This window comes from Sphingobium xenophagum (assembly GCF_002288285.1).
GTDB classification, from domain to species: domain Bacteria; phylum Pseudomonadota; class Alphaproteobacteria; order Sphingomonadales; family Sphingomonadaceae; genus Sphingobium; species Sphingobium xenophagum.
Window position 1 is genome coordinate 1,912,664 of the sequence record NZ_CP022745.1, and the last position, 26,164, is coordinate 1,938,827.

Sequence of the window (26,164 nt, forward strand, 5' to 3'; positions counted from 1 at the left end):
GCCTTACGCTTTATAGACCTTGTCCACCGCTGCGCGGAATTTGGCCATGTCGTCGGCGGAGCCGACGGTGACGCGGGATACGGTGGGCCAGATCGCCCAGCTGCGGCCGATCTGTACCTTTTCCGGGGTCGCCAGCAGCGCGGCCTGCATGTCCTTGGCGGGCTTCTTCCAGTTCACCATGAACATATTGGCCTGGCTGCCCGGCTGGACCTCGATGCCCTTCTTGGTGAGCCAGGCGATGGTTTCGTCGCGATTGGCGATCATTTCATTGCGGCGCGCCTTGATAAGGGCGGCTTCGGTATAGACCGCATTGCCGCAATGCATCGCGGTGATCGCCAGACCGCCGGCTGCCGGGCCGAACAGCATGATGCGCTTCTGCACTTCGGGATCGGCGAAGGTCAGGCCAAGGCGCACGCCGGCCATGCCGAACAGCTTGGAGAAGGTCCGCATGACGATGATGTCCTTGCGGTTGCCGATCAGCGTGGCGGCGCTGGGGCTTTCCGAGAAGTGGATATAGGCTTCGTCCACCAGCAGCATCGAATCGGCGGGCTTGTTGTCGAGCAGCCACTGGATGTCGGCCAGCGGCGTGATCGTGCCGGTCGGGTTGTTGGGCGTGCAGATATAATAGAGGCCCGCATTGGGATTGGCGGCCAGCATCGCCTTTACGTCATGGCCCTTGCCGATGGCCTGCGGAGCCTTGGCGATGGGGGCCTTCATATAGTCGGCGGTGCGCCAGGCGGATTCGAAGGTCGGGTCGGCGGTGACCAGACCCTTGGTCGGCGAGCAATAGGCCGCGACGATGCTGACCAGCGGGCCGCCGGAACCGGGCCAGAGCATGACATGGGTTTCGGGAAGTCCCTCGACCGAGGCGACGGTCTTGACCAGATCGCCACGATAATTGTCGGGATCATACCAGTTGCCAAAGGATGCAGCCTCGGCGGCGGCGGCGACGCCAGACGGGAAGGGGCCGGTCCAGCATTCATTCGCACCGATGCGCACCGCGCCCTTGATGCCGCGCCCGGCCTGCTGCTGCGCCATCGCGCTGTTGTCCAGCAATGTGCTGGCGGCGACGCCTGCACCCAGCAGAGCGGCCACTTCGGCCAGTTGGCGGCGCGAATAGCCGCGTTCGATCAGATCGTCTCTGGCATCCTTGTCGAGCATCATCGTCATGTCGTCTGTCCCCTTTGTCCTGCCATCCGGGCGTTCGTTCCGGGCGTTCATGGGGTAAAACGAAGCGGCGGCGCATTTCCGCAATGCGCCGCCGCCAGAAATCGTAACTTTTTGACGTTGGGAAGGCGAGGTGCCGTCAGGCTTTCCACACCTTGTCCACGGCGGCGCAAAAGGCGTCCATGTCCGCCGCAGAGCCAACCGAGACGCGCGAGACATTGGGCCAGATCGGCCAGCTGCGCCCGATCTGCACATTTTCCGCCAGCAACGCATCGGCCATGGGCTTTGCGGGCTTGCCCCAATCGATCATGAACATATTGGCATGGCTGCCGGGGATGACCTTGATCTTCTTCTTCGTCAGAAAGGCGATCGCCTTTTCGCGATTGGCGATCATTTCGGCCCGCCGTGCCTTGATGAGGTCCGCCTGCGCGACCGACACCGTGCCGCACGCCACGGCGGTCATCGGCAACATCGCCGTCACCTGCCCGCCATCATAGCGCATCATCTTTTCCATCAGCGCAGGCGCGGCGAAGGTCAGGCCCAGCCGCATCCCCGCCATGCCGAACAGCTTGGAGAAGGTACGCAGCACGATGACATCGTCACGGGTCGCGGCCATTTTGGCGGCGGTGCCGATTTCGGTCCAGTGAATATAGGCTTCGTCCACGACCAGGATCGCGTCCTTGGGCTTGTTGTCGGCCAGCCACTGAATGTCGGCGACCGGCGTTACGGTGCCGGTCGGATTGTTGGGCGAACAGATATAATAAAGCCCGGCATTGGGGTCCGCCGCCAGCATCGCCTTGACGTCATGGGCATAATCCTTGGTCAGCGGCACCTTGGTCACTTTAGCGCCCAGCCAGTCGCCGGTCCGCCAGATCGCTTCATAGGTGGGGTTTGCCGTCACGATGCCCCGCGTAGGCGAGGCAAAGGCGACAGCGACGCGGCTGAGCGGATCGGACGATCCGGGCCAGGCGACGATGCGATCCACCGGGATGCCCTCTACCGCGGATACAGCGTCGAACAATTTCTGATGCTCATTGTCCGGTTCGTAGCGATTGCCTTCGGTCACCAGCTTGAAACCGGCTTCGGCTGCAATCGGGAAAGGGCCGGTCCAGCATTCGTTCGCGCCGATTCGGACCGCGCCCGCGACCGGCTTGGCCGCCTGCTGCGCCAGGGCGCCCGTCGCGCGGAACGCCGCTGCGCCAGCGCCCAGCAGGGCGGTTGCCTTGGCCAGTTGCCGCCGCGAATAGCCGCGGTCCAGAAGGTCGCGCTCAAACGCCGTTTCATCCCGTGTCGCCATGGTCCCATTCTCCCAGAAAGCCGATTTTATCTTCTTAGACGATCGTACAGAATGTTTCCGCCATGCAAATGACATCTGTCGGCGATCGCGCTGCATGAATGGCTTGGAAAGCAGGCCGCCGATCTGATAGCGCTGCTATCATGCCCAGCACGCCCGCCGCCGCCGCCCGCCAGATACTCACCCGCCTTCAGGAAGTGATGGCGTCGCGCACCAGCGCGCAGGCGAAACTGAACAAGGTGGTGGAGATTATCGGCCAGTCGCTGTCGAGCGAGGTCTGCTCCATCTATCTGGTGCGCGAAGGCGTGCTGGAACTGTTCGCGACCCGTGGCCTCAAGCAGGAAGCGGTCCATGTCACCCGCATGGCGATGGGCGAGGGGCTGGTCGGCCTGATCGCCACCAATGTCGAAACGCTGAACCTGGACGAGGCCGCGTCGCACCCCGACTATAGCTATCGCCCCGAAACCGGGGAGGAGCTGTTCCACAGCTTTGCCGGTGTGCCGATCGTGCGGCGGGAAAGGTCGATCGGCGTGCTGTGCGTGCAACATGCCGAGCCGCGCAAATATGAAGAAGTGGAGATAGAGGCGCTTCAGACCGTCGCCATGGTGATGGCCGAACTGATCGCCAATGCGGAACTGGCCGATGACGGACCAAGCGACCAGCGCGTCGCCGATACCGGCACGACCATGCTGCACGGCCTGCAACTGGTGATGGGCATGGCGCGGGGCCATGCGGTATTCCACCAGCCGCGCGTCCATATCGAACATACGGTTGCGGAGGATATAGAGGCCGAGCGGCAGCGGGTCATTTCCGCCTTCGCCAAGATGCGCGAACAGATTGACCGCATGACCGGCGCGGCCGAGTTCGGCATGGAGGGCGAGCATCAGGAGGTTTTGGAAACCTACAAGATGTTCGCCTATGACGAAGGCTGGACCCGCCGGATCAACGAGGCGATCGACAGCGGCCTGACCGCCGAAGCGGCGATCGAGCGGGTGCAGCAGCGCACCCGCATGCGGATGCGCCAGATTGACGATCCGCTACTGTCGGACCGGATGCATGATCTGGAGGATCTGGCCAACCGGCTGCTGCGGATCGTGTCGGGGCAACTGGGCACGGCGGCGCAGATGGGTCTGCGGCAGGACGCGATCCTGATCGCGCGCAACCTGGGCCCGGCCGAACTGCTGGAATATGATCGCCGCCGGTTGAAGGGCGTGATCCTGGAGGAAGGATCGCTGACCGCCCACGTCACCATCGTCGCGCGCGCCATGGGCGTGCCGGTGCTAGGCCGCGTCCGCGACATTCGCCATCTGGTCAATGAGGGCGACCTCATCCTGATGGACGTCAACACCAATACGCTGTTGATCCGCCCTACGCCCGACATGGACGAGGCGTTCGACAACAAGCTGCATGTCACGCAGAAGCGTCGCGCCGAATTTGCCGCGATGCGCGACCTGCCGTCTGTCACGGCCGACGACCAGCGGGTGGAGTTGATGGTCAATGCGGGACTGCGCGAGGATGCGCAGGCGCTCGACATGGTGGGGGCGGACGGCATCGGCCTGTTTCGCACCGAATTCCAGTTTCTGGTGTCCGCCACATTGCCGCAGCGGGAAAAGCAGCAGCGGCTTTACAAGGATGTGCTGGATGCGGCGGGTGACCGCCCCGTCATCTTCCGCACCGTCGACATCGGCGGGGACAAGGCGCTGCCCTATATGCAGCGCGACGATGACGAGGAGCTGGAGGATAATCCGGCGATGGGCTGGCGCGCGCTGCGGCTGGCGCTCGACCGCGATGGTCTGATGAAGGCGCAGGCCCGCGCCTTGCTGGAAGCGGCGGCGGGCAAGGTGTTGCATGTCATGTTCCCGATGGTGTCGGAACCCTGGGAATATGAGCAGGCGCGCGCGCTCGTCGAACATCAGCGCCTGTGGTTGCAGGAGCGCAAGAAGAAGCTGCCGATCGCGGTCAAATATGGCGCGATGCTGGAAGTGCCTGCGCTGGCCGAAGTGCTGGACATATTGCTGCCGCGGCTCGATTTCCTGTCGATCGGCACCAATGACCTGACCCAGTTCCTGTTCGCCGCAGACCGCGCCCATCCGCGTCTGGCGGAACGATATGACTGGTTGAGTATCGCCATTCTGCGCTTCCTGGACCGGGTAGTGCGGACCTGCGCCGACTATCAGGTGCCCGTCGGCGTGTGCGGCGAAATGGGTGGGCGGACGCTCGAAGCGATGGCGCTGGTTGGCCTGGGCATTCGCCGCCTCTCGATCACGCCTGCCTCGGTCGGTCCGGTCAAGGCGATGATCCGCGCGGTCGATGCGGCGGAACTGCAGGCGTTGATGCGCGAATTGCTGGACGGGGGCGCGCGCGACATTCGGGCGAGCCTGACCCAGTGGGCGGTTGAACGGAACATCGAACTGGGGTGAGGTGAACGGCAAAGGCGCGGCGCGCCGTTGACAATCCCCGTCCCACAGTGAGACAAGACCGACCATCGAAGGTCGCGGAGCAGCATGGCAGACGAAACAGAATTGGACACCGGTGCGGGCCCCGCACCGGAAATGCAGCCCGACACCCCCGGCGCGAAGCTGCGTGCCGCGCGGGAGGCAGCGGGCCTGTCGCTGGCGGAAGTCGCCACCCGCACGCGGATCGCGCTGCGGCAACTCGAAGCGGTCGAGCGCGACGATTATGCCGCCCTGCCTGGCATCCCCTATGCGGTCGGGTTCGCGCGCGCCTATGCCCGCGCGGTCGACCTGGACGAAGTGGCGATTGCCGCCGAAGTGCGCGAGGCCGTGCATAGCAGCGACATGGCGACCAATCGCTACGAAGTGTTCGAGCCGGTCGATCCCGCTCGCGTGCCCTCGCGCACGCTGGCCTGGACGGCGGCCATCATCGTCATCCTGCTGATTGCCGGTTACACGCTCTGGCGATCGCAATCGCTGACGCCGCCAACGGGCGAGGAAATGGCGCAGGAAGAGGCGAAGGCCAAGGCTCCGGTCGCCGCCAGCACCGCACAGGTCGCGCCAGCTGCGCAGCCAGTCGTCTTTACCGCAACCGACGATGTCTGGCTGCGTATCTATGACGAGGCGGGCGAGCGGCTGAAGGATGGCCTGATGAAGAAGGGCGAGGTTTTCACTCTGCCTGCCAGCGCGCGTAATCCGATGATCCTGACCGGGCGGCCACAGGCGCTCAGCGTCACTGTCGGGGGCAAGGTGGTGGCGCCTTTGGGCGCGCCGGACCGGACGATCGCCGACGTGCCGGTCAGCGCCGAAGCGCTGCTGGCGCGCGGGACTGCCGCCGCAGCGCCCGCTGCCGCTTCGTCTGCCGCAGCGCCATCCCTCCGGCCCGCGCAGCGCCCGGCAGCCCAGCGTCAGGCCGGGCCGTCCTCCGCTGGCGAAACCGCACCCGCGGCACCAGCGCCCGCGCCAGCGGCAGTGGGCGACGGAACGGGTGGCTAAGCCTGGTTCCGGACGCGGGCAGCGTGAAACGTGACGCTTTACCGCGCGAAATAACGCCTTATGGTTAAGGCGAGAGAATTAGTCGGGGAATATCATGCGTCACGCCTTTTTCGCGACCTCCTGTCTGGCATGGAGCGCGCCGCTTCTGCTGGCGATCGCGCCGCCCGCCATTGCGCAAAATGCGCCGGTCGAGGTGCGGGTCGACCGGCTGGAAAAGGAAATGAAAGCCGTTCAGCGCAAGGTGTTTCCGGCTGGCGCGCCCGTCGAAGCGCAGATCGTTCGCCCCGCCGCCCCGGCCGTCGCCCCCGGATCGCCATCCTCCTCGCCCATATCGGACCTGACGGCGCGGGTGGGGGCGCTGGAATCGCAGCTCGCCTCGATCACTGGCCAGGTCGAGGAAAACAGCTTCAAGCTCAAGCAGCTGGAAGAAGCTTTCACCAAATATAAGGCCGAAATCGAAGGCCGTCTGCTCCAGCCCGAAACCCCGCCTGAAGTCAGGCCGACCGCGGCTGCGCCTGTTGCGGCCGACCCGGCGCCGGTCGCGGCCAAGCCAGCGCCTTCCAAGCCTGCGCCCGCGCCCGCGACACCGGCCGCCAGCGAAGCCCGCAAGGCAGCGATCGCCGCGATCGAGCGACCGGATACCGGCGACGCAGCCATGGACTCCTACAGCTATGGCTTTCGCCTGTGGGACGCGAAATTTTATCCCGAAGCGCAGGCGCAGTTGAAGGCCACGGTCGACAAATATGGCGACGCATCCGTTGCCAGCCGTGCGCAGAACCTGCTTGGTCGCGCCTATCTGGACGATGGCAAGCCTGCTCTGGCCTCGGTCGCTTTCTATGAAAATTATCAGAAGCGTCCGCGCGGCGACCGCGCGCCCGATAGCCTGGCCTATCTGGGCGAAGCGCTGATCCAGCTCAAAAAGCCTGCCGATGCCTGCAAAGTCTATGCAGAGCTGGAGCAGGTCTATGGAACAAGCCTGTCCGCAAGTCTGCGCGGCATGATGGACAAGGGCCGCACCAAGGCGAAGTGCAGCTGAGCAGTGACCGATCCGGCCTGCAAGCGCGGCTGATCGCGGCGACCCGGGCGCTGGCGGGCGATGACCCGGCGGCGCGTTTTGGTGTCGCAGTGTCGGGTGGACCGGACAGCATGGCGCTGCTCTATCTGGCGGCCCGCGCCTTTCCTGAACGGGTGGCGGCGGTGACCGTTGACCATCGCCTGCGTCCCGCCTCCGCCGACGAAGCGGCCATGGTCGCGCGCTGGTGCGCGGGGCAGGGGATCGCCCATCATGTCGCAAAGCCGGACGCGCCGCCCTCCGGCAATATTCAGGCCTGGGCGCGGGCGCAGCGTTACCGCCTGATCGAACAATGGCGCAGCGCGCAGGGCGTCGACTGGATCATGACCGCCCACCATGCCGACGACCAGCTTGAAACGCTGTTGATGCGGCTCAATCGCGGATCGGGCGTTGGTGGCCTTGCCGGGGTGCGGGGGCGGTCCGGCACGGTCATCCGCCCGCTGCTGGGCGTGCGCAAGGCAGCGTTGCAGCGGCTTGTCGACGAAGAGGCGGTGCCGCATGTCCATGACCCTTCCAACGCTGACCCACGGTTCGACCGTGCGGCATTGCGCGTGGCCCTCACCGGAGCAAACTGGTTGAACCCGGAAGCGGCGGCCCGCAGCGCTGCCGCGCTGGCGGAGGCGGAAGCGGCGCTGGACTGGAGCGTCGCCGAACTGGCCGCACGCCATGTCGGCCGCGATGGCGATCAGTGGCGGCTTGATCGCACTGACCTGCCGCGCGAATATCTGCGCCGCCTGGTCCTCCACATGCTCAATGCCGCCGCGCCGAATGCGGCCCTGCCGCGGGGCGATGCACTCGACCGGGCGATCGGTGCTGCGCAGGTGGGAGGACAAGCGAATCTGGGCGACTGGCTGCTGCGCGGAGGGCGAGTATGGACGCTGCGCGCCGCGCCCCCGCGCGGACATTTCCAAAAAGTTCCGCAGTCCGACGCATGAACCCAACGCCCTGCCGTTTTTGTGCGCCGCAATAGTCTTTCTTTAACGCCGCCCATGCTTCATCCTGCATCCGAATGAGCGGAGATTTACAGTAATGATGGAATTTGCGGCGCTGACCTATGGCCTGTTGGCCAGTGTCATCCTTTCGGCAGCGCAACGTAATCATAAGCTGGCCCGGCCGCACCCGCCGTTGCTGCTGTATCTGGGCTATCTGCTGTGCGGCCTGTCAGCGGGCCTGGCGCTGGCGCTGGCCTGTCTCGCGATCGTCCAACTCACTGCCGGTTAATCCTTGTCCTGTAGGGCGGTTGCCAAGCTTGCGCTTTGGCCGATGCGCCCTATCTTGGCCGGTGAAAGAGAGTGATGATGAACGACGAGAAAGACCCGCAGGGCAACCCCTGGATCAAGAGCGCGATGATTTGGGCAGGGGTGATTGTCGCCCTGTTGCTGTTCGTGTCGATGTTTGACAGCCGTTCCGCCTCCACGGCAGGGACCGGCATCGCCTATTCCGAATTCCGATCGAAGGTGCAGGAAGGGCAGGTCAAGGATGTCGCCATCGCGCCCAACAAGATTTCGGGCACGCTGGCCAGCGGCCAGAAGTTCAGCACCGTTCCGGTCAATGATCCGGGCCTGACGGGCCTGCTTGACGATTATAATGTCAAATATTCGGGGCAGGCCGAAGAACAGCCCAGCTTCTGGATGATCCTGATCTACCAGTCGCTCCCCTTCCTGCTGATCCTTGGCATCGCCTTCTTCGTGCTGCGCCAGATGCAGAAGGGCGGCGGTGCAGGTGGTGCGATGGGCTTTGGCAAGTCGAAGGCCAAGCTGCTGACTGAAAAGCATGGCAAGGTCACATTTGATGACGTTGCCGGCATCGACGAAGCGCGCGAGGAATTGCAGGAGATCGTCGAGTTTCTGAAGAACCCGACCAAGTTCGCCCGGCTGGGCGGCAAGATTCCCAAGGGTGCGTTGCTGGTCGGTTCGCCCGGCACCGGCAAGACGCTGCTGGCCCGCGCGATCGCGGGCGAGGCGGGCGTGCCTTTCTTCACCATTTCCGGCTCCGACTTTGTCGAAATGTTCGTCGGTGTGGGCGCAAGCCGCGTGCGCGACATGTTCGAGCAGGCGAAGAAGAATGCGCCCTGCATCGTCTTTATCGATGAAATCGACGCAGTGGGCCGTCATCGCGGCGCGGGCCTTGGCAATGGCAATGACGAGCGTGAGCAGACGCTGAACCAGTTGCTGGTCGAGATGGATGGCTTTGAAGCCAATGAAGGCATCATCATCGTCGCGGCCACCAACCGTCCCGACGTGCTGGACCCGGCGCTGCTGCGTCCGGGCCGGTTCGACCGTCAGGTGGTGGTGCCCCGTCCCGATATTGAAGGCCGTGAGAAGATCCTTGCCGTCCATATGAAGAAGGTGCCGCTGGCGCCCGACGTCGAACCGCGCACGATCGCGCGCGGCACGCCGGGCTTTTCCGGCGCGGACCTTGCCAATCTGGTGAACGAGGCGGCGCTGATGGCGGCGCGGCGTGGCAAGCGGCTGGTCGCGATGGACGAGTTCGAGGCGGCCAAGGACAAGGTGATGATGGGCGCGGAACGCCGCTCTATGGTCATGACCGACGATGAAAAGAAGATGACCGCCTATCATGAGGCCGGCCATGCCATCGTGTCGGTCCATGAGCCTGCGTCCGACCCGATCCACAAGGCGACGATCATTCCGCGCGGTCGTGCATTGGGCATGGTCATGCGCCTGCCCGAACGCGACAGCTACAGCTATCACCGCGACAAGATGCATGCGAACATGGCCGTGGCCATGGGCGGCCGCGTCGCCGAAGAGATCATCTTCGGCTATGACAAGGTGTCGAGCGGCGCATCGGGCGACATTCAATATGCGACGAAGCTGGCGCGCGACATGGTCACCCAGTGGGGCATGTCCGACAAGCTGGGTCCGCTGCAATATGAAGAGCAGCAGGGCGAGACTTTCCTCGGCTATTCGCAGAGCGCCCGCGTCCATATGTCGGACGAGACCGCCAAGCTGATCGACAAGGAAATTCGCGGGCTGGTGGAGCAGGGCTATAATCGGGCCAAGGAATTGCTGACCGGTCATGAGGACCAGCTGCACCTGCTGGCCAACGCCATGCTGGAATATGAAACGCTGAGCGGCGACGAGATCAAGGCGCTGCTGGAAAAGGGCGAGATCACCCGCGACGATGGCACGACGATCAAGCCGTCGGTCATTCCGGCGGCAGGGTCTTCCATCCCGCGCGCAGGCAAGCGCAAGGGGCCTTTCGGAAACCCGTCTCCCGCCGGAGCCTGATCGGCAAGGACAGGAAATGGGGCGCGCGACCATCGGGTTGCGCGCCCTTTTTCATGTCCCCGCAACCCGCGCAATAAAATGGGCCAAAGGGACTGGCCGTCCGCGCCCATAGTGGTTACATGGGCCGCCACAAATCCCCGGAACCAACCCCAGGGTTCGCATCAGAAAGTGGCATTTTCCATGGACATCCGCCTCGGCCTCACCTTTGACGACGTGCTGTTGCAGCCCGGCGAATCCGACGTGCTGCCCAGTCAGGCGGACACGTCCACCTATGTCACGCGCGAGATAAAGCTGAACATCCCGATCCTGTCGTCGGCGATGGACACGGTGACGGAGGCCGACATGGCGATCGTCATGGCGCAGTTGGGCGGCATCGGCGTGCTGCACCGGAACATGACCGTGGAAGAACAGGCGGACGCAGTGCGCGCCGTCAAGCGGTTCGAAAGCGGCATGGTGGTCAACCCCATCACCATCCTGCCCAGCGCCACGCTGGCCGATGCGCAGATGCTGATGCAGAAACATCGGATCAGCGGCATTCCGGTGGTGGAGGAATCGGGCAAGCTGGTTGGCATATTGACCCACCGCGATACCCGCTTCGCCGAAAATCCGGCCCAGCCGGTCAGCGAACTGATGACCAAGGACAATCTGGCCGTCGTTCCAGCCGGTGTCAGCCAGGACGAAGCCAAGCGGCTTCTGCATCAGCGCCGGATCGAAAAGCTGCTGGTGGTGGACGACGCCTATCGCTGCATCGGCCTGATCACGGTCAAGGATATGGAAAAGGCCGTGACATACCCACAGGCGACCAAGGACGGGTCAGGCCGCCTGCGCGTCGCGGCGGCGACCACGGTGGGCGACAAGGGGCTGGAGCGCAGCGAGGCGCTGATCGACGCGGAATGCGACCTGATCGTCATCGATACCGCCCATGGCCACAGCAAGCAGGTTTCGGCTGCGGTAGAAGCGGTCAAGCGCCTGTCCAACCATGTCCAGGTGGTCGCGGGCAATGTCGCCACTGCCGAGGCAACGCGCGCGCTGATCGGCGCGGGCGCGGATTGCGTGAAGGTTGGCATCGGGCCGGGGTCGATCTGCACCACGCGCGTTGTCGCGGGCGTGGGCGTGCCGCAGCTGACCGCGATCATGGATTCGGCCGAAGCCGCCGCCAAGCTGGGCGTGCCGGTGATCGCCGATGGCGGGTTGCGCACGAGCGGCGACGTGGCCAAGGCGCTGGCGGCTGGCGCCGGTTGCGTCATGGTCGGATCGCTGCTGGCAGGCACCGCCGAGGCACCGGGCGAAACCTTCCTCTATCAGGGGCGGGCCTATAAGAGCTATCGCGGCATGGGCAGCGTCGGTGCCATGGCGCGGGGGAGCGCCGACCGCTATTTCCAGGCGGACATCAAGGACCAGATGAAGCTGGTCCCCGAAGGGATTGAGGGGCAGGTGCCGTTCAAGGGCCCGGCCAAGGATGTGATCCACCAGCTGGTCGGCGGCGTGAAGGCGGCGATGGGCTATACCGGCAGCCGCACCATTCCTGACTTGCAGGAGCGCGCCCGTTTCGTGCAGATCACCAATGCCGGGCTGTCCGAAAGCCATGTCCATGACGTCACCATCACGCGTGAAGCGCCCAATTATCCGACGCGCTGATGATATTCCCCTTCCGCTTGCGGGAGGGGTTAGGGGAGGGCGTGTGCTGATCGTCGATTACTGCGACATGCCCTCCCCCAACCCCTCCCTAAAGGGAGGGGAGTCTTGACCCCCGCCGCCCGCCTTCAGGCCGCGATCGAATTGCTTGACGCGATCATTGCGTCGGCGCGGGACGGCGGGCCTGCCGCCGACACGCTGATCGCGCGCTATTTCAAGGAGCGGCGCTACGCCGGGTCGCGCGACCGGCGGGCGGTGCGTGATCATGTCTATGATGCGATCCGCCGCGCGGGCGAACGGCCCGACACCGGGCGCGAAGCGATGATCGGACTTGCGATGGAGCGGCCCGATCTGGCCACGCTGTTCGACGGATCGACCCATGCGCCGATGCCGATCGAACCGGGCGAGGTCGGGGCCAGCGCCGGGGCGGTGCCAGCCTGGCTTGCGCCGCTGCTCGCTGCGCCGGTCGAGCAGGCGGCGCTGCTGGGCCGCGCGCCGGTCGATCTGCGGGTCAACCGGCTGAAGGCGACGCCTGCCACGGTCGCGCGGCAATTGCCCGACGCGCAGCCGATCGCGGGCTTGCCCGATGGCCTGCGCCTGCCCGAAGGCTTCCCGGTCGAACAGGCCGACCCATGGAAACAGGGTCTGGTGGAAGTGCAGGATGGCGGCAGCCAGATGATCGCGCTGGCCTGCGCCGCCGCGCCCGGCATGACTGTGGTTGACCTGTGCGCCGGGGCAGGGGGCAAGACATTGGCGCTGGCCGCCGCGATGGCGGGGCAGGGCATGCTGATCGCCGCCGATACGATCCGCGCGCGGCTGGCGCGGCTCAGTCCACGGGCGGAGCGGGCTGGCGCGACCTTCATCGAAACGCTGCTGATCGATCAGGGGCATGAAGGGCGGGGGCTGGACAGCCTGCACGGCAAGGCCGACGTCGTGCTGGTCGACGCGCCCTGTTCGGGCACCGGCACCTGGCGTCGCAATCCGGAGGCGCGCTGGCGGCTGACGCAGGCGCGGCTTGACCGGCTGGTCGCGGAACAGGCGCGCATCATGGATTTCGCCGCGCCCCTGCTGGCTCCGGGCGGCGCGCTGGTCTATGCTACCTGTGCGCTGACGGATCGGGAGGGACGCGATCAGGTGGATGGCTTTCTGGCCCGCCATGATGGATGGACGGCGGAAGCGCTGGATATGCCGCTGGGCCGCGCCCATGGCGACGGCTGGCTGTTGACGCCGGGGCATGACGGGACGGACGGCTTTTTCTTTGCGCGCCTGCGCCGGTCTGCCTGAAAGCGGCGGCGTGAAACAGGCCATGGACAAGCGCCCGCAAAATGGCGACACTTGGACAAAATCAACGCCTGAAACATGGCTGGAGACTCTTATGCGTTTTACCCCCGCCTCGATCGCGCTTGCCATCGTCCTGACCACTGTGTCCAGCGTCGGGCTGAGCCAGCGGCCCGATGCGCAGATCGAGCCGCGATCGATAGAATGGCAGAAGGCGGGCGCCGCGGCCTTCGCGGCGGGCAATCTGAGCGGTGCGACCGATGCGCTGGAAAGCGCGCTGGCGGTCGATCCGCGCAACCGCGCCGCCTATATCGATCTGGCGCAGGTCGCCCGTGCGCAGGGGCTGCAGGGCAAGGCGATCCGCCTCTACAAGGAAGCGCTGCTGCTGGACCCGACCGATGTGGTCGCGCTGGCGGGGCAGGGCGAGGCGATGGTGGAAAAGGGCGCGCTGGCCAAGGCCAAGGAGGTGTTGGCCAAGGCGCAGACGCTGTGCAAGGGTGAGTGCGCGCCCGTCAGCCAGCTGGCCGCCGCGATCCAGAAAGGCCCGCCTGCCGTCGCCCTGACGGCCAAGGATGCCGTCCCGACCGCGCCCAAAACGGTGCCGACCGAGACGCCGTAAAATAGGATTTGCGACGCTTAACTTCGCATATTTCCCGGTGAACGCGATATTTTATTATCGGGCTGGGATAGATTGTTGTGCGATCCGTTTGGCTGTCGACGGTGAGAAAGAGCCGGTCGGCGCGATAGTAGCAGGGCGGGCGGCGTGTAGGACAGTGGTTCCCGTGCGCCCGGTGTGGGGCGTTTAGGTTCAATTCTCTACCTCCGTGAAATCATCGCGCCTAAGGCGCAGCGCGAGCCTGCCGCCCCAGCACCCTTGCCACCGCGACAAATTCATCGACGCTGACCGTTTCGGCGCGGCGTTGCGGGTCGATGCCGACCTCTGCCAGGGCATCGAGCGCGCCGGGCAAGCCCTTGAGGCTTTGCCGCAGCATTTTGCGGCGCTGGCCAAAGGCGGCGGCGGTCAGGCGTTCGAGATGCTTTAGCTGCACGCCGTCCGGCGCGGCCTTGGGCGTCAGGTGAACGACGGCGGACATGACCTTGGGCGGCGGGGTGAAGGCGCTGCGGTGGACCTTCATCGCGATGCGCGCGTCGCTGCGCCATTGGGACAGGATGGCGAGGCGGCCATAATGATCCGTGCCGGGCTGGGCGACGATGCGTTCGGCGACCTCCATCTGGAACATCAGCGTCAGCGTGGACCACCAGGGGAGCGGCGACCAGTCAGCCGACAGCCAGCCGATCAGCAGCGCGGTGCCAACATTATAGGGCAGGTTGGCGATGATATGCGCGCCATCGCCCGCTTCCGCGCGGGCGTCGATTTCCATCGCGTCGCCCGACAGGATGCGCAACTGCCCCGGAAAGGCGGCGTCCAGTTCCGCCAATGCCGGCAGGCAACGCCGGTCACGCTCCACCGCGACGAGGCGTGCGCCCGCGCGCAATATGGCGCGGGTTAGGCCGCCGGGGCCGGGGCCGACCTCGAACGCGGGCTGGCCGTCGATCGCGCCGGGGATAGCGGCGATCCGGTCGAGCAATTGTTCGTCGAGCAGGAAATTCTGCCCCAGCGCCTTGCTGGCCTGAAGCCCGTGCGTGGCGATCACGTCCCGCAGCGGCGGCAGCTTCACCCTGGCTTCAGGCGGCATAGGCGAGGCGCGCACGGGCGGCGTCGGCGGCCATGCGCAGCGCCGCGATCATTGCGCCGGGATTGGCGCTGTCGGTGCCTGCAATGCCAAAGGCGGTGCCATGGTCGGGCGATGTGCGCACGATCGGCAGGCCGAGCGTGATGTTGACGCCATCGTCGAAATTCAGCGTCTTGATAGGGATCAGCGCCTGATCATGATACATGCACAGCGCCGCGTCATAGGTTTCGCGCGCGCGGGCATGGAACATGCCGTCGGCGGCGAGCGGCCCGACTATGTCGAAGCCTTCGTCACGCAGCGATTCGACGGCCGGGCGGATGATGTCGATTTCCTCCCGCCCCAGCGCGCCGCCTTCCCCTGCATGAGGGTTCAGCCCGGCGACGGCGAGGCGGGGGCGGGCAATGCCGAAATTCTTTTGCAATCCCTTGGCCGTCGTGATCGCGCGGGCGCGGATCAGGTCGATGGTCAGCGCCGCCGGCACTTCGCTCAGCGGAATATGGATCGTGACCGGCACCACCTTGAGCGATGGCCCGGCCAGCATCATCACGGCATTATGGGGCGATACGCCGCAACGTTCGGCGACGAATTCGGTCTGGCCCGGATGGGTGAAGCCCACGCCGTACAGCTGTTCCTTGCCCACGGGCGCGGTGACGATGCCCGCCGCCGATCCCGACCGGGCGAGGCCGACCGAGGCTTCGAGCGATTCAAACGCGGTGCGCGCGCCATCGACGCTGGGGGTGCCGGGAATAATCTCCCCCGCCTGTCCGACCTGAAGGCAGGGCAGCGCCGACCCGAAGGCGGCGGCAGCATCTTCCGGCGCGCTGATCAGCGCGATCGGGCCGAGCCAGACCGCGCGCAACGCCGCGACGTCGCCCACCGCGAAAAAGGGCGGCAGGCCACGCGCGTCGCGCATGACCCAGCTTTTGGCGACGATTTCCGGCCCGATCCCGGCGGGATCACCGAGCGAAACCGCAAAGGGCAGCGGCGACTGGCCGGGCAGGGGCGCGGTGTCAGTTATATTCGATGATCGCATCACGACGCAGATCGCGCAGATAGATGCGCGCACGCTTGTTGACCCGCTCTTCTTCCAGCTGCGCCATGATCTGTTCGGGATTGGGCGCATTGGCCGACACTGGATCATCGCGGCCGCACACGATCAGGACGCGCACGCCGTCGGTGATGGAGCCGAACGGGGGCGTGGCTTCGCCGACCTGGAGGTTCAGCAGAATCTCCTGCAGCTGGGGCGGCAGATCGCGCAGCTTCACATTGTCATTGTCGACCACGTCCGCGCCGATCTTTGCGCCGACCTCATTGGCCTGCCCGCAGCCCTTGATCTCCTTGATGGCGGCGGCGAAGCTTGCGGCCTTGGCGCTCGCCTGCTCCTTGGTCGTGCCCTGCGGGAACAGCACCGACAGCTGTTTCAGGCTGAGCAGCGAATCGCGCGGATCGGCGGTCAGCACCTTGCGCTTGTCCATCACGTAGATCAGCGACACGCCGCCAGCGACCTCGATCGGCCCGGCAATCTGCCCGACCTGCATTTCGACGGCGGCATTCGCCAGTTCGGGCGGCAGCTGGGCGGGGCGGACCCAGCCCAGATCGCCACCGACCGCTGCGGTCGATGCTTCGGAGAATTGCCGGGCATAGGCGGCAAAGCTGCCACCCTGCTTGATTTGTTCGATGATGTTGCGGGCGTTGGCGATGATCTGGTCGCGATTTTCCGGGGTCGCCGACAGATAGATTTCGCCGATCCGGAATTCGTCGCTGCCCTTGGCCGCGTTCAGCCGGTCGACCACCGATTTCACTTCGTCTTCCGACACGTTGACGAACGGCTGGATATTGCGCCGCAGCAGGCGGCTCCACGCCAGTTCGCCTTCAATCTGGCGCTTGATGCTGGCCGAGGAACTGCCCTGGCTGCGCAGATAGGCGTCGAACTGGGTCGGCGACTGGCGGAAATTGGCCGCGACACGTTCATAGCTTTGTTCGATTTCAGCCGGATCGACCTTGATGTCGTTGGCGGCGGCTTCCTGAATCTGGAGCGTTTCGTCGATCAGGTTGCGCAGCACCTGCACCCGCAGCCGCTCCTTTTCCTCCGGCGCCACCTTGCCGCCATTGGCAGTGATGATCAGCGCGAGGCGCTGGTCAATGTCCGTGCCGGTGATGATGCGACCGTTGACGATCGCCGTCGCCTTGCGGACATTGGGGTCGCTCTTGCCGAAAACGGTGACGTCCTGCGGCAGGTTGAGCTGCTGGCTGGCGATGTCGCCGCCATCATCGACCGTTTGCGCGGTGACGCCCTGCACCCCCACGCCAAGCAGCGCGGTCGACAGGAACAGGGTGCGCAGGGCCGAACGAACGGCCGGAAACATGCGGGTGGACGTGGAAACGACAGGCAGCATCGTCGGCAAATATCTCCAATACGGTCTGGCACGAATGCGCCAATCCGCCTGAACCAGCCCTGACAGGGAAGCGGGAAGGGTGATCCTTATATGCCAATATTGCGGAAAGCTAGCCGAAGCTGGAAAGCATTGCCCTTTCGCGCGTCACCATTGGCCTGATAATCGCGCCGCCAGGTGATGCCGAGGGTGAGGCAATCATCCTCATAGGCGATGCCAAGGCGATGGCGGACCGGCTCATAACCATCGGCCATGCTGAGCGGATCTTCCTTTGCATCGGTCAGGTCGATCACGGTCGAGCCGAACACCGACCAGAAGCGGGCGAACTGAACGCGCCCGCCCAGCCGCAATTCTTCGCGGTCCTGCAAATCCTCCAGCCCCGCCAGCGCATTGCGGTTGAGCCGCAGATAGCCGACCATGGCGTAGGTATCCCTGCTGCCCACGGTCGCGTCCAGTTCGTTGCGCCGGACGGACAGATGATCCTTGTCCAGCCGGAAACGGTGGGTGAAGCTGATGAAATCCTTGTAGCGGATCGTGGTGCGGCCAACGATGTCGGACGTGCGGTCCGACAGGCCGGTGCCGTCGGGCAGGATGCTGGTGCGGCTGTTGAGCCGATAGCTTTGCCCGACGATGCTCTGGAGCGAGAAGTCGGGCAGGGACAGGCTATATTCCAGCCCATAGGTGATGCGGGTCGAATCCTCGAACCGGTCATAGCCTGCGAAGCGATTGAGGGCGAAGAGGTTGCTGTCCTCCAGATCGACGGCGCGGGCATCTTCATTGGGTAGCCGCAGATTGGCGAGTTTGGGCGCCGCGACGATCTGGATGCGCGGGGTAATCCGCTGCACGCCGCCGAACGCCTCGCCCATGAACGGCCAGCGCATGTCCACCGCGGCAGCGGCGATGCCGCGCGCCTGCCAGCCCGGATCGCCCGCATAGCTGGCGGTCGGCGTCAGGTCATTGTCGCTGCTGTGATAGACGTCGCCGCGCAGATAGCCGGTGAAGGTCACTTCCTGACCCATGCCGGTCAGGGTGCGCAGGTTCCATTCGGCCGCCGAGAAGGCGCGCTGCGTATCCTGACCATGGGTGCGCGTGATCGCCAGCGTATTGGCCTGCAATTGCAGCACGCCGCCCAGCAGCGGGTCTTTCAGGCGCAGGCGATAGTCCATGACCGGCAGCGCGATCGGCGTCTGCCCCTGCGAATCGCCCGCGCGCAGGGTCTGCACCGCCCAGCCGCGCAAGGAGAAATAGCTGTTCTGGCCGATTCGCTGCGCGCCGATGGTCGAGCGCAGCCGGTCGTCGCGGTTGATGTCGTAGCGGCGCAGGAAGGTGCGGTCGCTGGCGACGCGAATCGATCCGTCGACGCTCCATTCCGGCGTCAGTTGCAGGGCGCCGCTGGCGTCGAGATAGCCGCGGAAATCCTTTTGCGACGCTGCGGGCGGGGTGCCCACGCTGCTGTCGCCGGTCGCGACGCGGCTGCCATACGTCGCATAGCCGGTGATCTGATACGCGCCGCGATCATAGAGATGGCGGAAGGTCGTTTCGAGCATCGGCAGGCTGTCGGTATAGACATGCGGCGTGACCGTCAGGTCGCGATTGGGCGCGAGCTTGAAATAATAGGGCAGCGCGACTTCAAAACCATTGTTCCGGTCATAGCGCAGATTGGGCACCATCAGGCCGCTGCCGCCGCCTTCGCCGACGGGATGGGACAGGCCGGGCAGCGGAATGAGCGGCAGGCCGAACAGTTCGATATTGGCGTTGGTATAGGTGACCCTCTGGCGGGTCGGGTCATAGACGACCTTGACCGCGTTGATCTGCCATGTCGGTTCCTTGGGGCAGCCCTTGCTGTCCTCCACCGCGCAGCCAGTATAGGCGGCGCGATTGAGCGTGTAGAGGCCGTTGGTGCGCGTGCCGGTGGCCGCCGCCAGGCGACCGCCCGACTGTAGCACCAGCAAGATGTTGTCGACCAGGCCGTCCTTGAGCGTATCGGTCACGTCGAAGCGGTCGCCATAGGCGATATTGCCGTCGGGATCAGTCACGGAAACGTTGCCGATCGCTTCCACCTTGCCGCTGTTGCGATTCCACACGACCTTGTCGGCGCGCAGGCGATTGCCGTCGCGCAGCAACTGGACCGCGCCGCTGGCCGTGACGATGTCGCTATTGCTGTCATATTCCAGCGCGTCGGCGGAAAAGCCGATCTGGTCGTCGCTGGCCGGTACCGGCGCGTCCGGCGCGCTGATCGGCGCCTGCGGTTCGTTCAACTGCTGCGCCATGGCCGGGCTGGCGATGGCGAGGGACGTCAGGGCGCAACCGACCAGCAGGGCAGGACGCAATGTAAGGGATGCAGGGAGGATAGCCAAAAGGTCGGGCCTCATCAAGGGGCGGTATCAGCGCCTGCCTATCGCATTGCTTGGCGCGCGCCGCAATCGCCCTGCTGCGCTCTTTTCGGGCAAAATCGGTCGAACGCCTTTGCCAGACGGGGCAAGCCGCACTATTTGGCAAAGATTACGTCTTACAGCCCCATGCAGAAAAGGTCCCTTGATGGATATCGCGATCAGCCCGACCCGTCCCGATGCCGACACTCTGGTCCTGGCCATGCCCAAGGGCACGCCCGACCGCCTGCCGGTCGCCGCATCCGCGACGCTGGTGGCGGGCGCTGCGGCTGCGCGCTTTACCGGGGAAGTGGGCACGACGTTCGAGAGTTTTGCGGACGAGGGCGGCAAGGTGCTGCGCATCGTGCTGCTGGGCACGGGGACGGGGAATGACGCGGACCTGGAGCGCGCCGGTGGCGCATTGACCGCCCGCCTGCTGACCAGCGGGGCGACCCATGCAGCGGTCGAATTTGTCGGCGGCGCGAGTGGCGCTGGCGCGGCGCGGCTGGCGCTGGGCGCGCTGCTGCGCGGCTGGCGGATCGACACATATCGCACCCGCCAGCCGGAAAAGGCCAAGCCGACGCTGACGACGGTGACGATCGTGTCGGCCGACGCTGGCGCGGCGTGGGAGCGGCATGCCGCCGTCGCGGCGGGTGTCGCGCTGACCCGCGAACTCGTGTCGGAACCGGCCAATATCATCTATCCCGAAAGCTTCGTCGAGCGTTGCCAGCATCTGGCCGAACTGGGCGTGAAGATCAGCGTGCTGGACCGCCCGGCCATGGAGGCATTGGGCATGGGCGCGCTGCTGGGCGTGGCGCAGGGTTCGGCGCGCGACGCGCGGTTGCTGGCGCTGGAATGGGACGGCACTGACGGCGCGGTGGAAACGCCGCTGGTGCTCGTCGGCAAGGGCGTGACGTTCGACACGGGCGGCATATCCATCAAGCCCGCCGCTGGTATGGAAGATATGAAGTGGGACATGGGCGGCGCGGGCGCCGTCGCCGGCGCGATCAAGGCGCTGGCCGGGCGCAAGGCCAAGGCGCATGTCGTGGGCATTTGCGGGCTGGTCGAAAATATGCCCGACGGCAATGCGCAGCGCCCCGGCGACATTGTGACATCCATGTCGGGTCAGACGATCGAGGTGATCAACACCGACGCCGAAGGGCGGCTGGTGCTGTGCGACGCGCTGACCTGGGCGCAGAAAAACTACAAGCCCGATACGGTGGTTGATCTGGCGACGCTGACGGGCGCGATCCTGGTATCGCTGGGCGATCAATATGCCGGGCTTTTCTCCAACGATGACGGCCTGTCGGACGATCTGACCGCGGCGGGCAAGACGGCTGGCGAACCGCTTTGGCGCTTCCCGCTGTCCGACGCTTACAACAAGCTGATCGACAGCCCGATCGCCGATATGAAGAATATCGGTGGCCGCTATGCCGGGTCGATCACCGCCGCGCAGTTCATCAAGCGGTTCATCGACGATGGCGTCAAATGGGCGCATCTCGACATTGCAGGCATGGTCTGGTCCGACAAGCCCGGTGCGACGTTCGACAAGGGCGCGACCGGCTATGGCGTGCGGCTGCTCGACCAGTTTGTCGCGGACAAGTTCGAACGGTAAGATGCCCCCACGCCCGTTCGGGCTGAGCCTGTCGAAGCCTTGTCCTTCTTCGAAAAGAAGAACGCCCCCCTTCGACTGCCTGCCAAGGCAGGCGCTCAGGACAGGCTTCGACAAGCTCAGGGCGAACGGAGTTAGGATTTTAAGGCCATGCAGGTCGATTTCTATCAGTTGAGCCGTGATCCCGTCGATCAGGTGCTGCCGGCTATCGCCGCGCGCATCCTGGCGATGGGTGCGCGCCTGCTGGTAGTGGCGCAGGAGCCGGACTGGCTGGAGCGGATTTCCGCCGGGCTGTGGAATGGCCCGCCCGACAGTTTCCTGGCGCATGGCCATGCGGGCGAAGCGGGGGAGGGGCATCAGCCGATCCTGCTCGGCGCGTCCTGCGATGCCGCCAATGGCGCGCGTCATGTCGCGCTGGCCGATGGGTTGTGGCGCGAACAGGCGCTCGATTTCGACCGGGTTTTCCACTTCTTCGACGACAGCACGATCGAGGCGGCGCGGGCGAGCTGGCGGGCATTGGCCAAGCGCGACGGGATCGAATCCCGCTATTTCAAGCAGGACGGACGCAAGTGGCTGCAAATGGCATAGCCGGGGCTTAGGCGAAGCCCCTTGCGGCCCGGCCCGGCCCCGTCTAAAGGCGCGCGCAGCATTTCCAACCATTCGGAGTATCGAGGGCCATGGCCGTCACGCGCACTTTTTCGATCATCAAGCCCGACGCGACCCGTCGCAACCTGACCGGCGCTGTCACCAAGATGCTGGAGGAAGCCGGTCTGCGCGTCGTCGCATCGAAGCGCATCCGCATGAGCCGCGAACAGGCCGAAGGCTTTTACGGCGTCCACAAGGAACGCCCCTTCTTCGCTGACCTCGTCGCCTTCATGATTTCCGGCCCGGTCGTCGTGCAGGTGCTGGAAGGCGAAAACGCCGTGCAGCGCAACCGCGACATCATGGGCGCGACCAACCCGGCCAATGCCGACGCTGGCACGATCCGCAAGGAACTGGCCGAATCGATCGAAGCCAATTCGGTCCATGGTTCGGACAGCGAAGAAAATGCCGCGACCGAAATCGCCTTCTTCTTCAAGCCGGAAGAAATCGTCGGCTAACGCCGCGATCCCATCGGTCTGAAAAAGCCCGGTCCTTCGGTGAAGGGCCGGGCTTTTTCATGGCTCTGCTATTTGCGGGCCGCCACCAGCGTGGACCAGCGGGTGTCGATTGCGGCCACAGGCGCCTTGCCGACATTGCGCGTCACCAGAGAGAGGCCGCGCAACGTCACGTCATGCCCCGATAGCCAGCGGCCCGCTATGCCATAGCCGATGTCATAGATCGCGCTATCCTCCCGCGCTTCGCCATTGACGACGAAGCGCGTGGTGATGACGACCGGCAGCTTTTCATCGCCCACGCTGTTGTCGGGCAGCTTGGCCTTCGCCCTGGCCTTTTTGAGCGCGTTATCGAACCAGTCGGCCTCGATCCGCGGTTCGCCTGTCGTGGATACCGGCGCAACGCCCAGCGCAGCAGGGAAGATGAGCGTCTGGCTCTGCACGATCTGGTCGGGCGCGGCAGGCTTCAGCACCAGCCGGTCGTCCCCGTCCGCCTTGGCCTCCAGCACCAGCTTGGCAGCGCGGGCCGAAGCCTGACGGCTTTCGCTGGCCTTGTCCGCGCGCGCGTCGCGCTTGTCCGACCAGTTGAGATAAAGGGTCAGCGCGGAAATACCCACCGCCAAGACCGCCAGCATTTCACCCAGGCTGATCCAGCGGCGACGGATCGCGGCAGCTTCCTGTGCACGGGCTTCCTGAGGCGTGTCGGGTGCGTCGCTCATCGTTTCAGGCCACCTGCGGCGGCACCTCGAACCGGTCGATGACCCAATCTTCGGCCTGTGCGCCGCCAATCCACTCCTGCATCCAGGGGTGGGCGATGATGGCGTGCATATAGGCTTCGGCAAAGCGGGCCACGGGCAGTTGATAGGTGATGAGGCGCGTGACCACCGGCGCGAACATGACGTCGGTCGCCCCGAACGGGCCGAACAGGAAGTCGCCTTCGCCGCCATGGCGGGCGCGGGCCTGCGCCCAGAGCTGCATCAGTCGCGCCAGATCCTGCTTGACCGCTTCGGACGGCGGCACCGCATCATAAATCTGACGGATGTTCATGCTATGCTCGCGGCGGAGCGCGGCGAAGCTGGAGTGCATTTCGGCCGCCATCGACCGGGCCATGGCGCGCGCGGCGGGATCGGTGGGCCAGAATTTCTCGTTCCCGGTTTTTTCATTGAGATATTCGACAATCGCCAGGCTGTCCCACACGACAATATCATCGCCGTCCCACAGGATCGGCACCTTGCCGGAGGAGGGGGCGAATTCGTCGCCTTCGCGCCGCTTTTCCCACGCTTCGTCATAGAGGGGGACGACCGCCTCTTCAAAGGGCAGGCCGGACAGCTTGCACGCCAGCCAGCCGCGCAGCGACCAGCTCGAATAGGCTTTGTTCCCGATAAACAGCTTCATCATGCCCCCGCTTTAGCCGGAGCGGCGCGCAGAAGTCGAGGGGCGGGACAGCGGCGACGAAACAGGATTTTGGAGGCCCGAGCCGGGCTTCCAGAAACACGGATTTACGCGGGCTCCAAACGTCTAACAAGCAATTTTCGGGGCACGGAATATCAGGCGGTTGCGTGCCGACTGTCTAACCTCCCGGCCGCTCCCCCTGGCCTGAAACGAAACGCCCCCGCTCCGGCTGGCACCGAGGCGAGGGCAGACCATTCCATAGCGGCGGATTGGCGGGCGAACCCTACCGGAGACGGGAGGGCGGCGCAATGACGGTTCAACCCCAGGCAGCGGCATTCGAGCTGCCGAAAGCATGGCGTGAGCCCTACGACCTGGGCTTTAGCGTGATCCCGATCGAGCACGGCGGGAAGCTGCCGAGCGTCAAGTGGAAGGCATACCAGACAGCACGGGCACCGATCGAGGTTGTCCGCCAGTGGGCGGCGCGGCCGTCGAATATCGGCATAGCGACCGGGGCAGTCTCCGGCTTGCTGGTGCTCGACCTCGACAGCGCCGAGGCGATTGCCGAGGCGGAGCGGCGGGGCATTCCCGACACTGTGACGGTTCGCACCGGCAAGGGCCGGCACGTCTATTTCCAGCATCCGGGCGGCACGTTGACGAACCGCGCGGGACTTCTGCCCGGCTGGGATATTCGCGGCGACGGCGGCTATGTTGTCGCGCCTGGCAGCGTGCACGAAAGCGGCGCAACCTACGCCTGGGAAAATCCCCCCGGCCTGTTCCCGATAGCGCCCCTGCCCGAATGGCTTGCGGCGATGCTGGCCAAGCCGGAGCGCGAGCAGCCCGACAATGTGCGGCCCTTCCCGACCGATCGCACCGGGCCTTGGGCAGAGGCAGCGTTGCGAAACGAGCTGGCTGTGCTGATGGGCGCGCCCGAGGGCAGGCGGAACAAGGCGCTGAATGATGCGGCCTTGAAGCTGGGGCAGATCGTCGCTGGCGGGCACCTGAACGAAGGCGAGGTAAAGCGCCGGCTGCACACTACCGCCGCCGCAATCGGGCTTGATCCTGAGGAGATCGGGCCGACGATCGAAAGCGGCTTCGCGAAGGGCATGACCGAGCCCCGCGATCCACCGGAGCGGCCGGAGCGGCAAGAGACGCCTAAGCGCCGGGAGAAAAACACCGACGTTTCGGAAGATCAGATTGCGGTCGCATTCACCGAGTCGCACGGCGACCGGCTCAAGTTCGACCACCATGCCGGCAAATGGTTCGAGTGGACCGGGACGCGGTGGCAGCGGAACGAAACTAAGGTGGCGTTCCATTATGCCCGCAAGCTGGCGGTCAAGATCAGCGGCGGCGATCCGTCTTTCAGCCGCTCCAGCGTGGCGAACGGTGCTGAGGCTTTTGCACGCGCGGACCCCATGCACGCTGTCACGGCGGACGTGTGGGATCGCGACCCCTATCTGATCGGCACCCCAGGTGGCACCGTGGACCTGCGAACGGGAGCGTTCTTCCCGGCGCGGCAAGCCGACATGATAACGAAGCAAACCGGCGTTGCGCCGGAGCATGGGGAGCCGAGCCTATGGCTTACCTTCCTAGAGCAAGCGACGGCCGGCGATCGGGAGCTGATGCGCTTCCTTCAACAGATGGCGGGCTATTGCCTCACCGGCCTAACGAACGAACACGCGCTGTTCTTCATCTATGGGCCGGGCGGCAACGGCAAGAGTGTCTTTCTCAACGTCCTGAATTACATCATGGGCGACTATGCCACCACAGCCGGCATGGACACGTTCACGGCGAGCAAGAGCGATCGTCACCCTACCGACCTTGCAATGCTCAACGGCGCGCGGCTGGTTTCCGCCAGCGAAACCGAGGAAGGCCGGGCCTGGGCAGAAAGCCGGATCAAGCAACTCACGGGCGGCGACAAGATCAGCGCGCGCTTTATGCGGCAGGACTTCTTTGAGTTCGTCCCTCAGTTCAAGCTGGTTATTGTCGGCAATCATGCCCCCGTGCTTGCGAATGTGGACGACGCGGCAAAGCGCCGGTTCAACATCGTTCCGTTCACGCAAAAGCCTGAGCGTCCCGATCGGCAGCTAGAGGAAAAGCTGCGGCAGGAAGCCGGTCGCATTCTCGCCTGGGCAATCGCAGGCTGCAAGGATTGGCAGGCGAATGGCCTTGTCCGCCCTGAGATCGTCACGGCCGCGACAGCGGATTATTTCGAGGATCAGGACTTGTTCGGCCAGTGGATCGAGGAACGGTGCGATCGAGCGCCGGGCAAGTGGGAGATGCCGACCCCGCTCTATAACGATTGGGCAGACTTCGCGAAGGCGGCCGGCGATGATCCGGGCAGTCAGCGCGCCATGAGCAGCCGCCTCGCGCGGGCTGGCTTTCACCGGAAAAAGAGCAACGGCATTCGCGCCTATCACGGCCTCGCCCTCAAACCGAGGGCCGCTTACCATGACTAAGGGGCACATAG

Annotated in this window: 21 protein-coding genes; 13 read left to right on the forward strand and 8 right to left on the reverse strand. The window is 65.1% G+C overall.

Annotated features, from left to right (window positions below):
* Nucleotides 1–3: 3 nt before the first annotated feature.
* Both CJD35_RS09420 and CJD35_RS09425 read right to left on the reverse strand, forming a co-directional pair.
* Nucleotides 4–1,170: a pyridoxal phosphate-dependent aminotransferase gene (locus CJD35_RS09420; RefSeq protein ID WP_017181101.1), complete on the reverse strand. Its 1,167-nt coding sequence runs from the start codon at nucleotides 1,168–1,170 to the stop codon at nucleotides 4–6.
* 136 nt (nucleotides 1,171–1,306) lie between these two features.
* Nucleotides 1,307–2,464, reverse strand: coding sequence for a pyridoxal phosphate-dependent aminotransferase (locus tag CJD35_RS09425; RefSeq protein WP_017181102.1), 1,158 nt, complete (start codon nucleotides 2,462–2,464; stop codon nucleotides 1,307–1,309).
* A 140-nt stretch (nucleotides 2,465–2,604) separates the two neighbouring features.
* On the opposite strand from CJD35_RS09425, the gene ptsP reads away from it, so the two are divergent.
* From ptsP to CJD35_RS09470, 9 genes are all read left to right on the forward strand, one after another.
* Entirely contained in the window at nucleotides 2,605–4,881 is a 2,277-nt protein-coding gene (ptsP, locus tag CJD35_RS09430; protein WP_017181103.1) for a phosphoenolpyruvate--protein phosphotransferase, read from the forward strand.
* 84 nt (nucleotides 4,882–4,965) lie between these two features.
* On the forward strand, nucleotides 4,966–5,910 hold the full coding sequence (locus CJD35_RS09435) for a helix-turn-helix domain-containing protein (RefSeq protein WP_095686996.1): 945 nt from the start codon (nucleotides 4,966–4,968) through the stop codon (nucleotides 5,908–5,910).
* Between the two features lie 94 nt (nucleotides 5,911–6,004).
* On the forward strand, nucleotides 6,005–6,946 hold the full coding sequence (locus CJD35_RS09440; protein WP_017181105.1) for a tol-pal system YbgF family protein: 942 nt from the start codon (nucleotides 6,005–6,007) through the stop codon (nucleotides 6,944–6,946).
* Nucleotides 6,937–7,917, forward strand: a complete 981-nt coding sequence (gene tilS, locus CJD35_RS09445) for a tRNA lysidine(34) synthetase TilS (protein ID WP_017181106.1) — start codon at nucleotides 6,937–6,939, stop codon at nucleotides 7,915–7,917. Before CJD35_RS09440 ends, tilS begins: the two co-directional genes overlap by 10 nt.
* A 94-nt stretch (nucleotides 7,918–8,011) precedes the next feature.
* On the forward strand, nucleotides 8,012–8,203 hold the full coding sequence (locus tag CJD35_RS09450) for a hypothetical protein (protein ID WP_017181107.1): 192 nt from the start codon (nucleotides 8,012–8,014) through the stop codon (nucleotides 8,201–8,203).
* Between the two features lie 77 nt (nucleotides 8,204–8,280).
* Nucleotides 8,281–10,230, forward strand: coding sequence for an ATP-dependent zinc metalloprotease FtsH (gene ftsH, locus CJD35_RS09455; protein WP_026002053.1), 1,950 nt, complete (start codon nucleotides 8,281–8,283; stop codon nucleotides 10,228–10,230).
* A 180-nt stretch (nucleotides 10,231–10,410) separates the two neighbouring features.
* The gene (gene guaB / locus CJD35_RS09460) at nucleotides 10,411–11,868 is read left to right on the forward strand and encodes an IMP dehydrogenase (protein ID WP_017181109.1); all 1,458 of its coding nucleotides are present in this window, start codon (nucleotides 10,411–10,413) and stop codon (nucleotides 11,866–11,868) included.
* Between the two features lie 105 nt (nucleotides 11,869–11,973).
* A complete protein-coding gene (locus tag CJD35_RS09465) occupies nucleotides 11,974–13,149 on the forward strand; it encodes an RsmB/NOP family class I SAM-dependent RNA methyltransferase (protein ID WP_086485408.1) in 1,176 nt (391 codons plus the stop codon).
* Nucleotides 13,150–13,240: 91 nt separating this feature from the next.
* Nucleotides 13,241–13,762: a tetratricopeptide repeat protein gene (locus tag CJD35_RS09470; RefSeq protein ID WP_026002692.1), complete on the forward strand. Its 522-nt coding sequence runs from the start codon at nucleotides 13,241–13,243 to the stop codon at nucleotides 13,760–13,762.
* Between the two features lie 220 nt (nucleotides 13,763–13,982).
* Here CJD35_RS09470 and rsmA read toward each other — a convergent pair whose 3' ends face one another.
* The 4 genes from rsmA to CJD35_RS09490 all read right to left on the reverse strand — a co-directional run bounded on the left by rsmA (nucleotide 13,983) and on the right by CJD35_RS09490 (nucleotide 19,500).
* Entirely contained in the window at nucleotides 13,983–14,840 is an 858-nt protein-coding gene (gene rsmA / locus CJD35_RS09475) for a 16S rRNA (adenine(1518)-N(6)/adenine(1519)-N(6))-dimethyltransferase RsmA (RefSeq protein WP_017184736.1), read from the reverse strand.
* Nucleotides 14,830–15,870, reverse strand: a complete 1,041-nt coding sequence (gene pdxA, locus CJD35_RS09480) for a 4-hydroxythreonine-4-phosphate dehydrogenase PdxA (RefSeq protein ID WP_017184737.1) — start codon at nucleotides 15,868–15,870, stop codon at nucleotides 14,830–14,832. Before pdxA ends, rsmA begins: the two co-directional genes overlap by 11 nt.
* Nucleotides 15,848–17,233, reverse strand: coding sequence for a peptidylprolyl isomerase (locus CJD35_RS09485; RefSeq protein ID WP_086485409.1), 1,386 nt, complete (start codon nucleotides 17,231–17,233; stop codon nucleotides 15,848–15,850). The genes pdxA and CJD35_RS09485 overlap by 23 nt, the downstream gene beginning before the upstream one ends.
* 86 nt (nucleotides 17,234–17,319) lie before the next feature.
* Nucleotides 17,320–19,500 (reverse strand): LPS-assembly protein LptD, encoded by a 2,181-nt coding sequence (locus CJD35_RS09490; RefSeq protein ID WP_420876372.1) that lies wholly within the window; start codon nucleotides 19,498–19,500, stop codon nucleotides 17,320–17,322.
* Between the two features lie 268 nt (nucleotides 19,501–19,768).
* On the opposite strand from CJD35_RS09490, the gene CJD35_RS09495 reads away from it, so the two are divergent.
* From CJD35_RS09495 to ndk, 3 genes are all read left to right on the forward strand, one after another.
* The gene (locus CJD35_RS09495; RefSeq protein ID WP_017182741.1) at nucleotides 19,769–21,214 is read left to right on the forward strand and encodes a leucyl aminopeptidase; all 1,446 of its coding nucleotides are present in this window, start codon (nucleotides 19,769–19,771) and stop codon (nucleotides 21,212–21,214) included.
* 147 nt (nucleotides 21,215–21,361) lie between these two features.
* Nucleotides 21,362–21,799 (forward strand): DNA polymerase III subunit chi, encoded by a 438-nt coding sequence (locus CJD35_RS09500; protein WP_017182740.1) that lies wholly within the window; start codon nucleotides 21,362–21,364, stop codon nucleotides 21,797–21,799.
* Nucleotides 21,800–21,888: 89 nt separating this feature from the next.
* Complete coding sequence (gene ndk / locus CJD35_RS09505) at nucleotides 21,889–22,311, forward strand: nucleoside-diphosphate kinase (protein WP_006953431.1); 423 nt, start codon at nucleotides 21,889–21,891, stop codon at nucleotides 22,309–22,311.
* Nucleotides 22,312–22,379: 68 nt separating this feature from the next.
* Here ndk and CJD35_RS09510 read toward each other — a convergent pair whose 3' ends face one another.
* Nucleotides 22,380–23,024 (reverse strand): hypothetical protein, encoded by a 645-nt coding sequence (locus tag CJD35_RS09510; protein WP_017182739.1) that lies wholly within the window; start codon nucleotides 23,022–23,024, stop codon nucleotides 22,380–22,382.
* A 4-nt stretch (nucleotides 23,025–23,028) separates the two neighbouring features.
* Complete coding sequence (locus CJD35_RS09515; protein WP_017182738.1) at nucleotides 23,029–23,703, reverse strand: glutathione S-transferase family protein; 675 nt, start codon at nucleotides 23,701–23,703, stop codon at nucleotides 23,029–23,031.
* 302 nt (nucleotides 23,704–24,005) lie between these two features.
* Here CJD35_RS09515 and CJD35_RS09520 point away from each other — a divergent pair, with 302 nt between their 5' ends.
* On the forward strand, nucleotides 24,006–26,153 hold the full coding sequence (locus CJD35_RS09520; protein WP_157742295.1) for a phage/plasmid primase, P4 family: 2,148 nt from the start codon (nucleotides 24,006–24,008) through the stop codon (nucleotides 26,151–26,153).
* The last annotated feature ends 11 nt before the right edge of the window (nucleotides 26,154–26,164 follow it).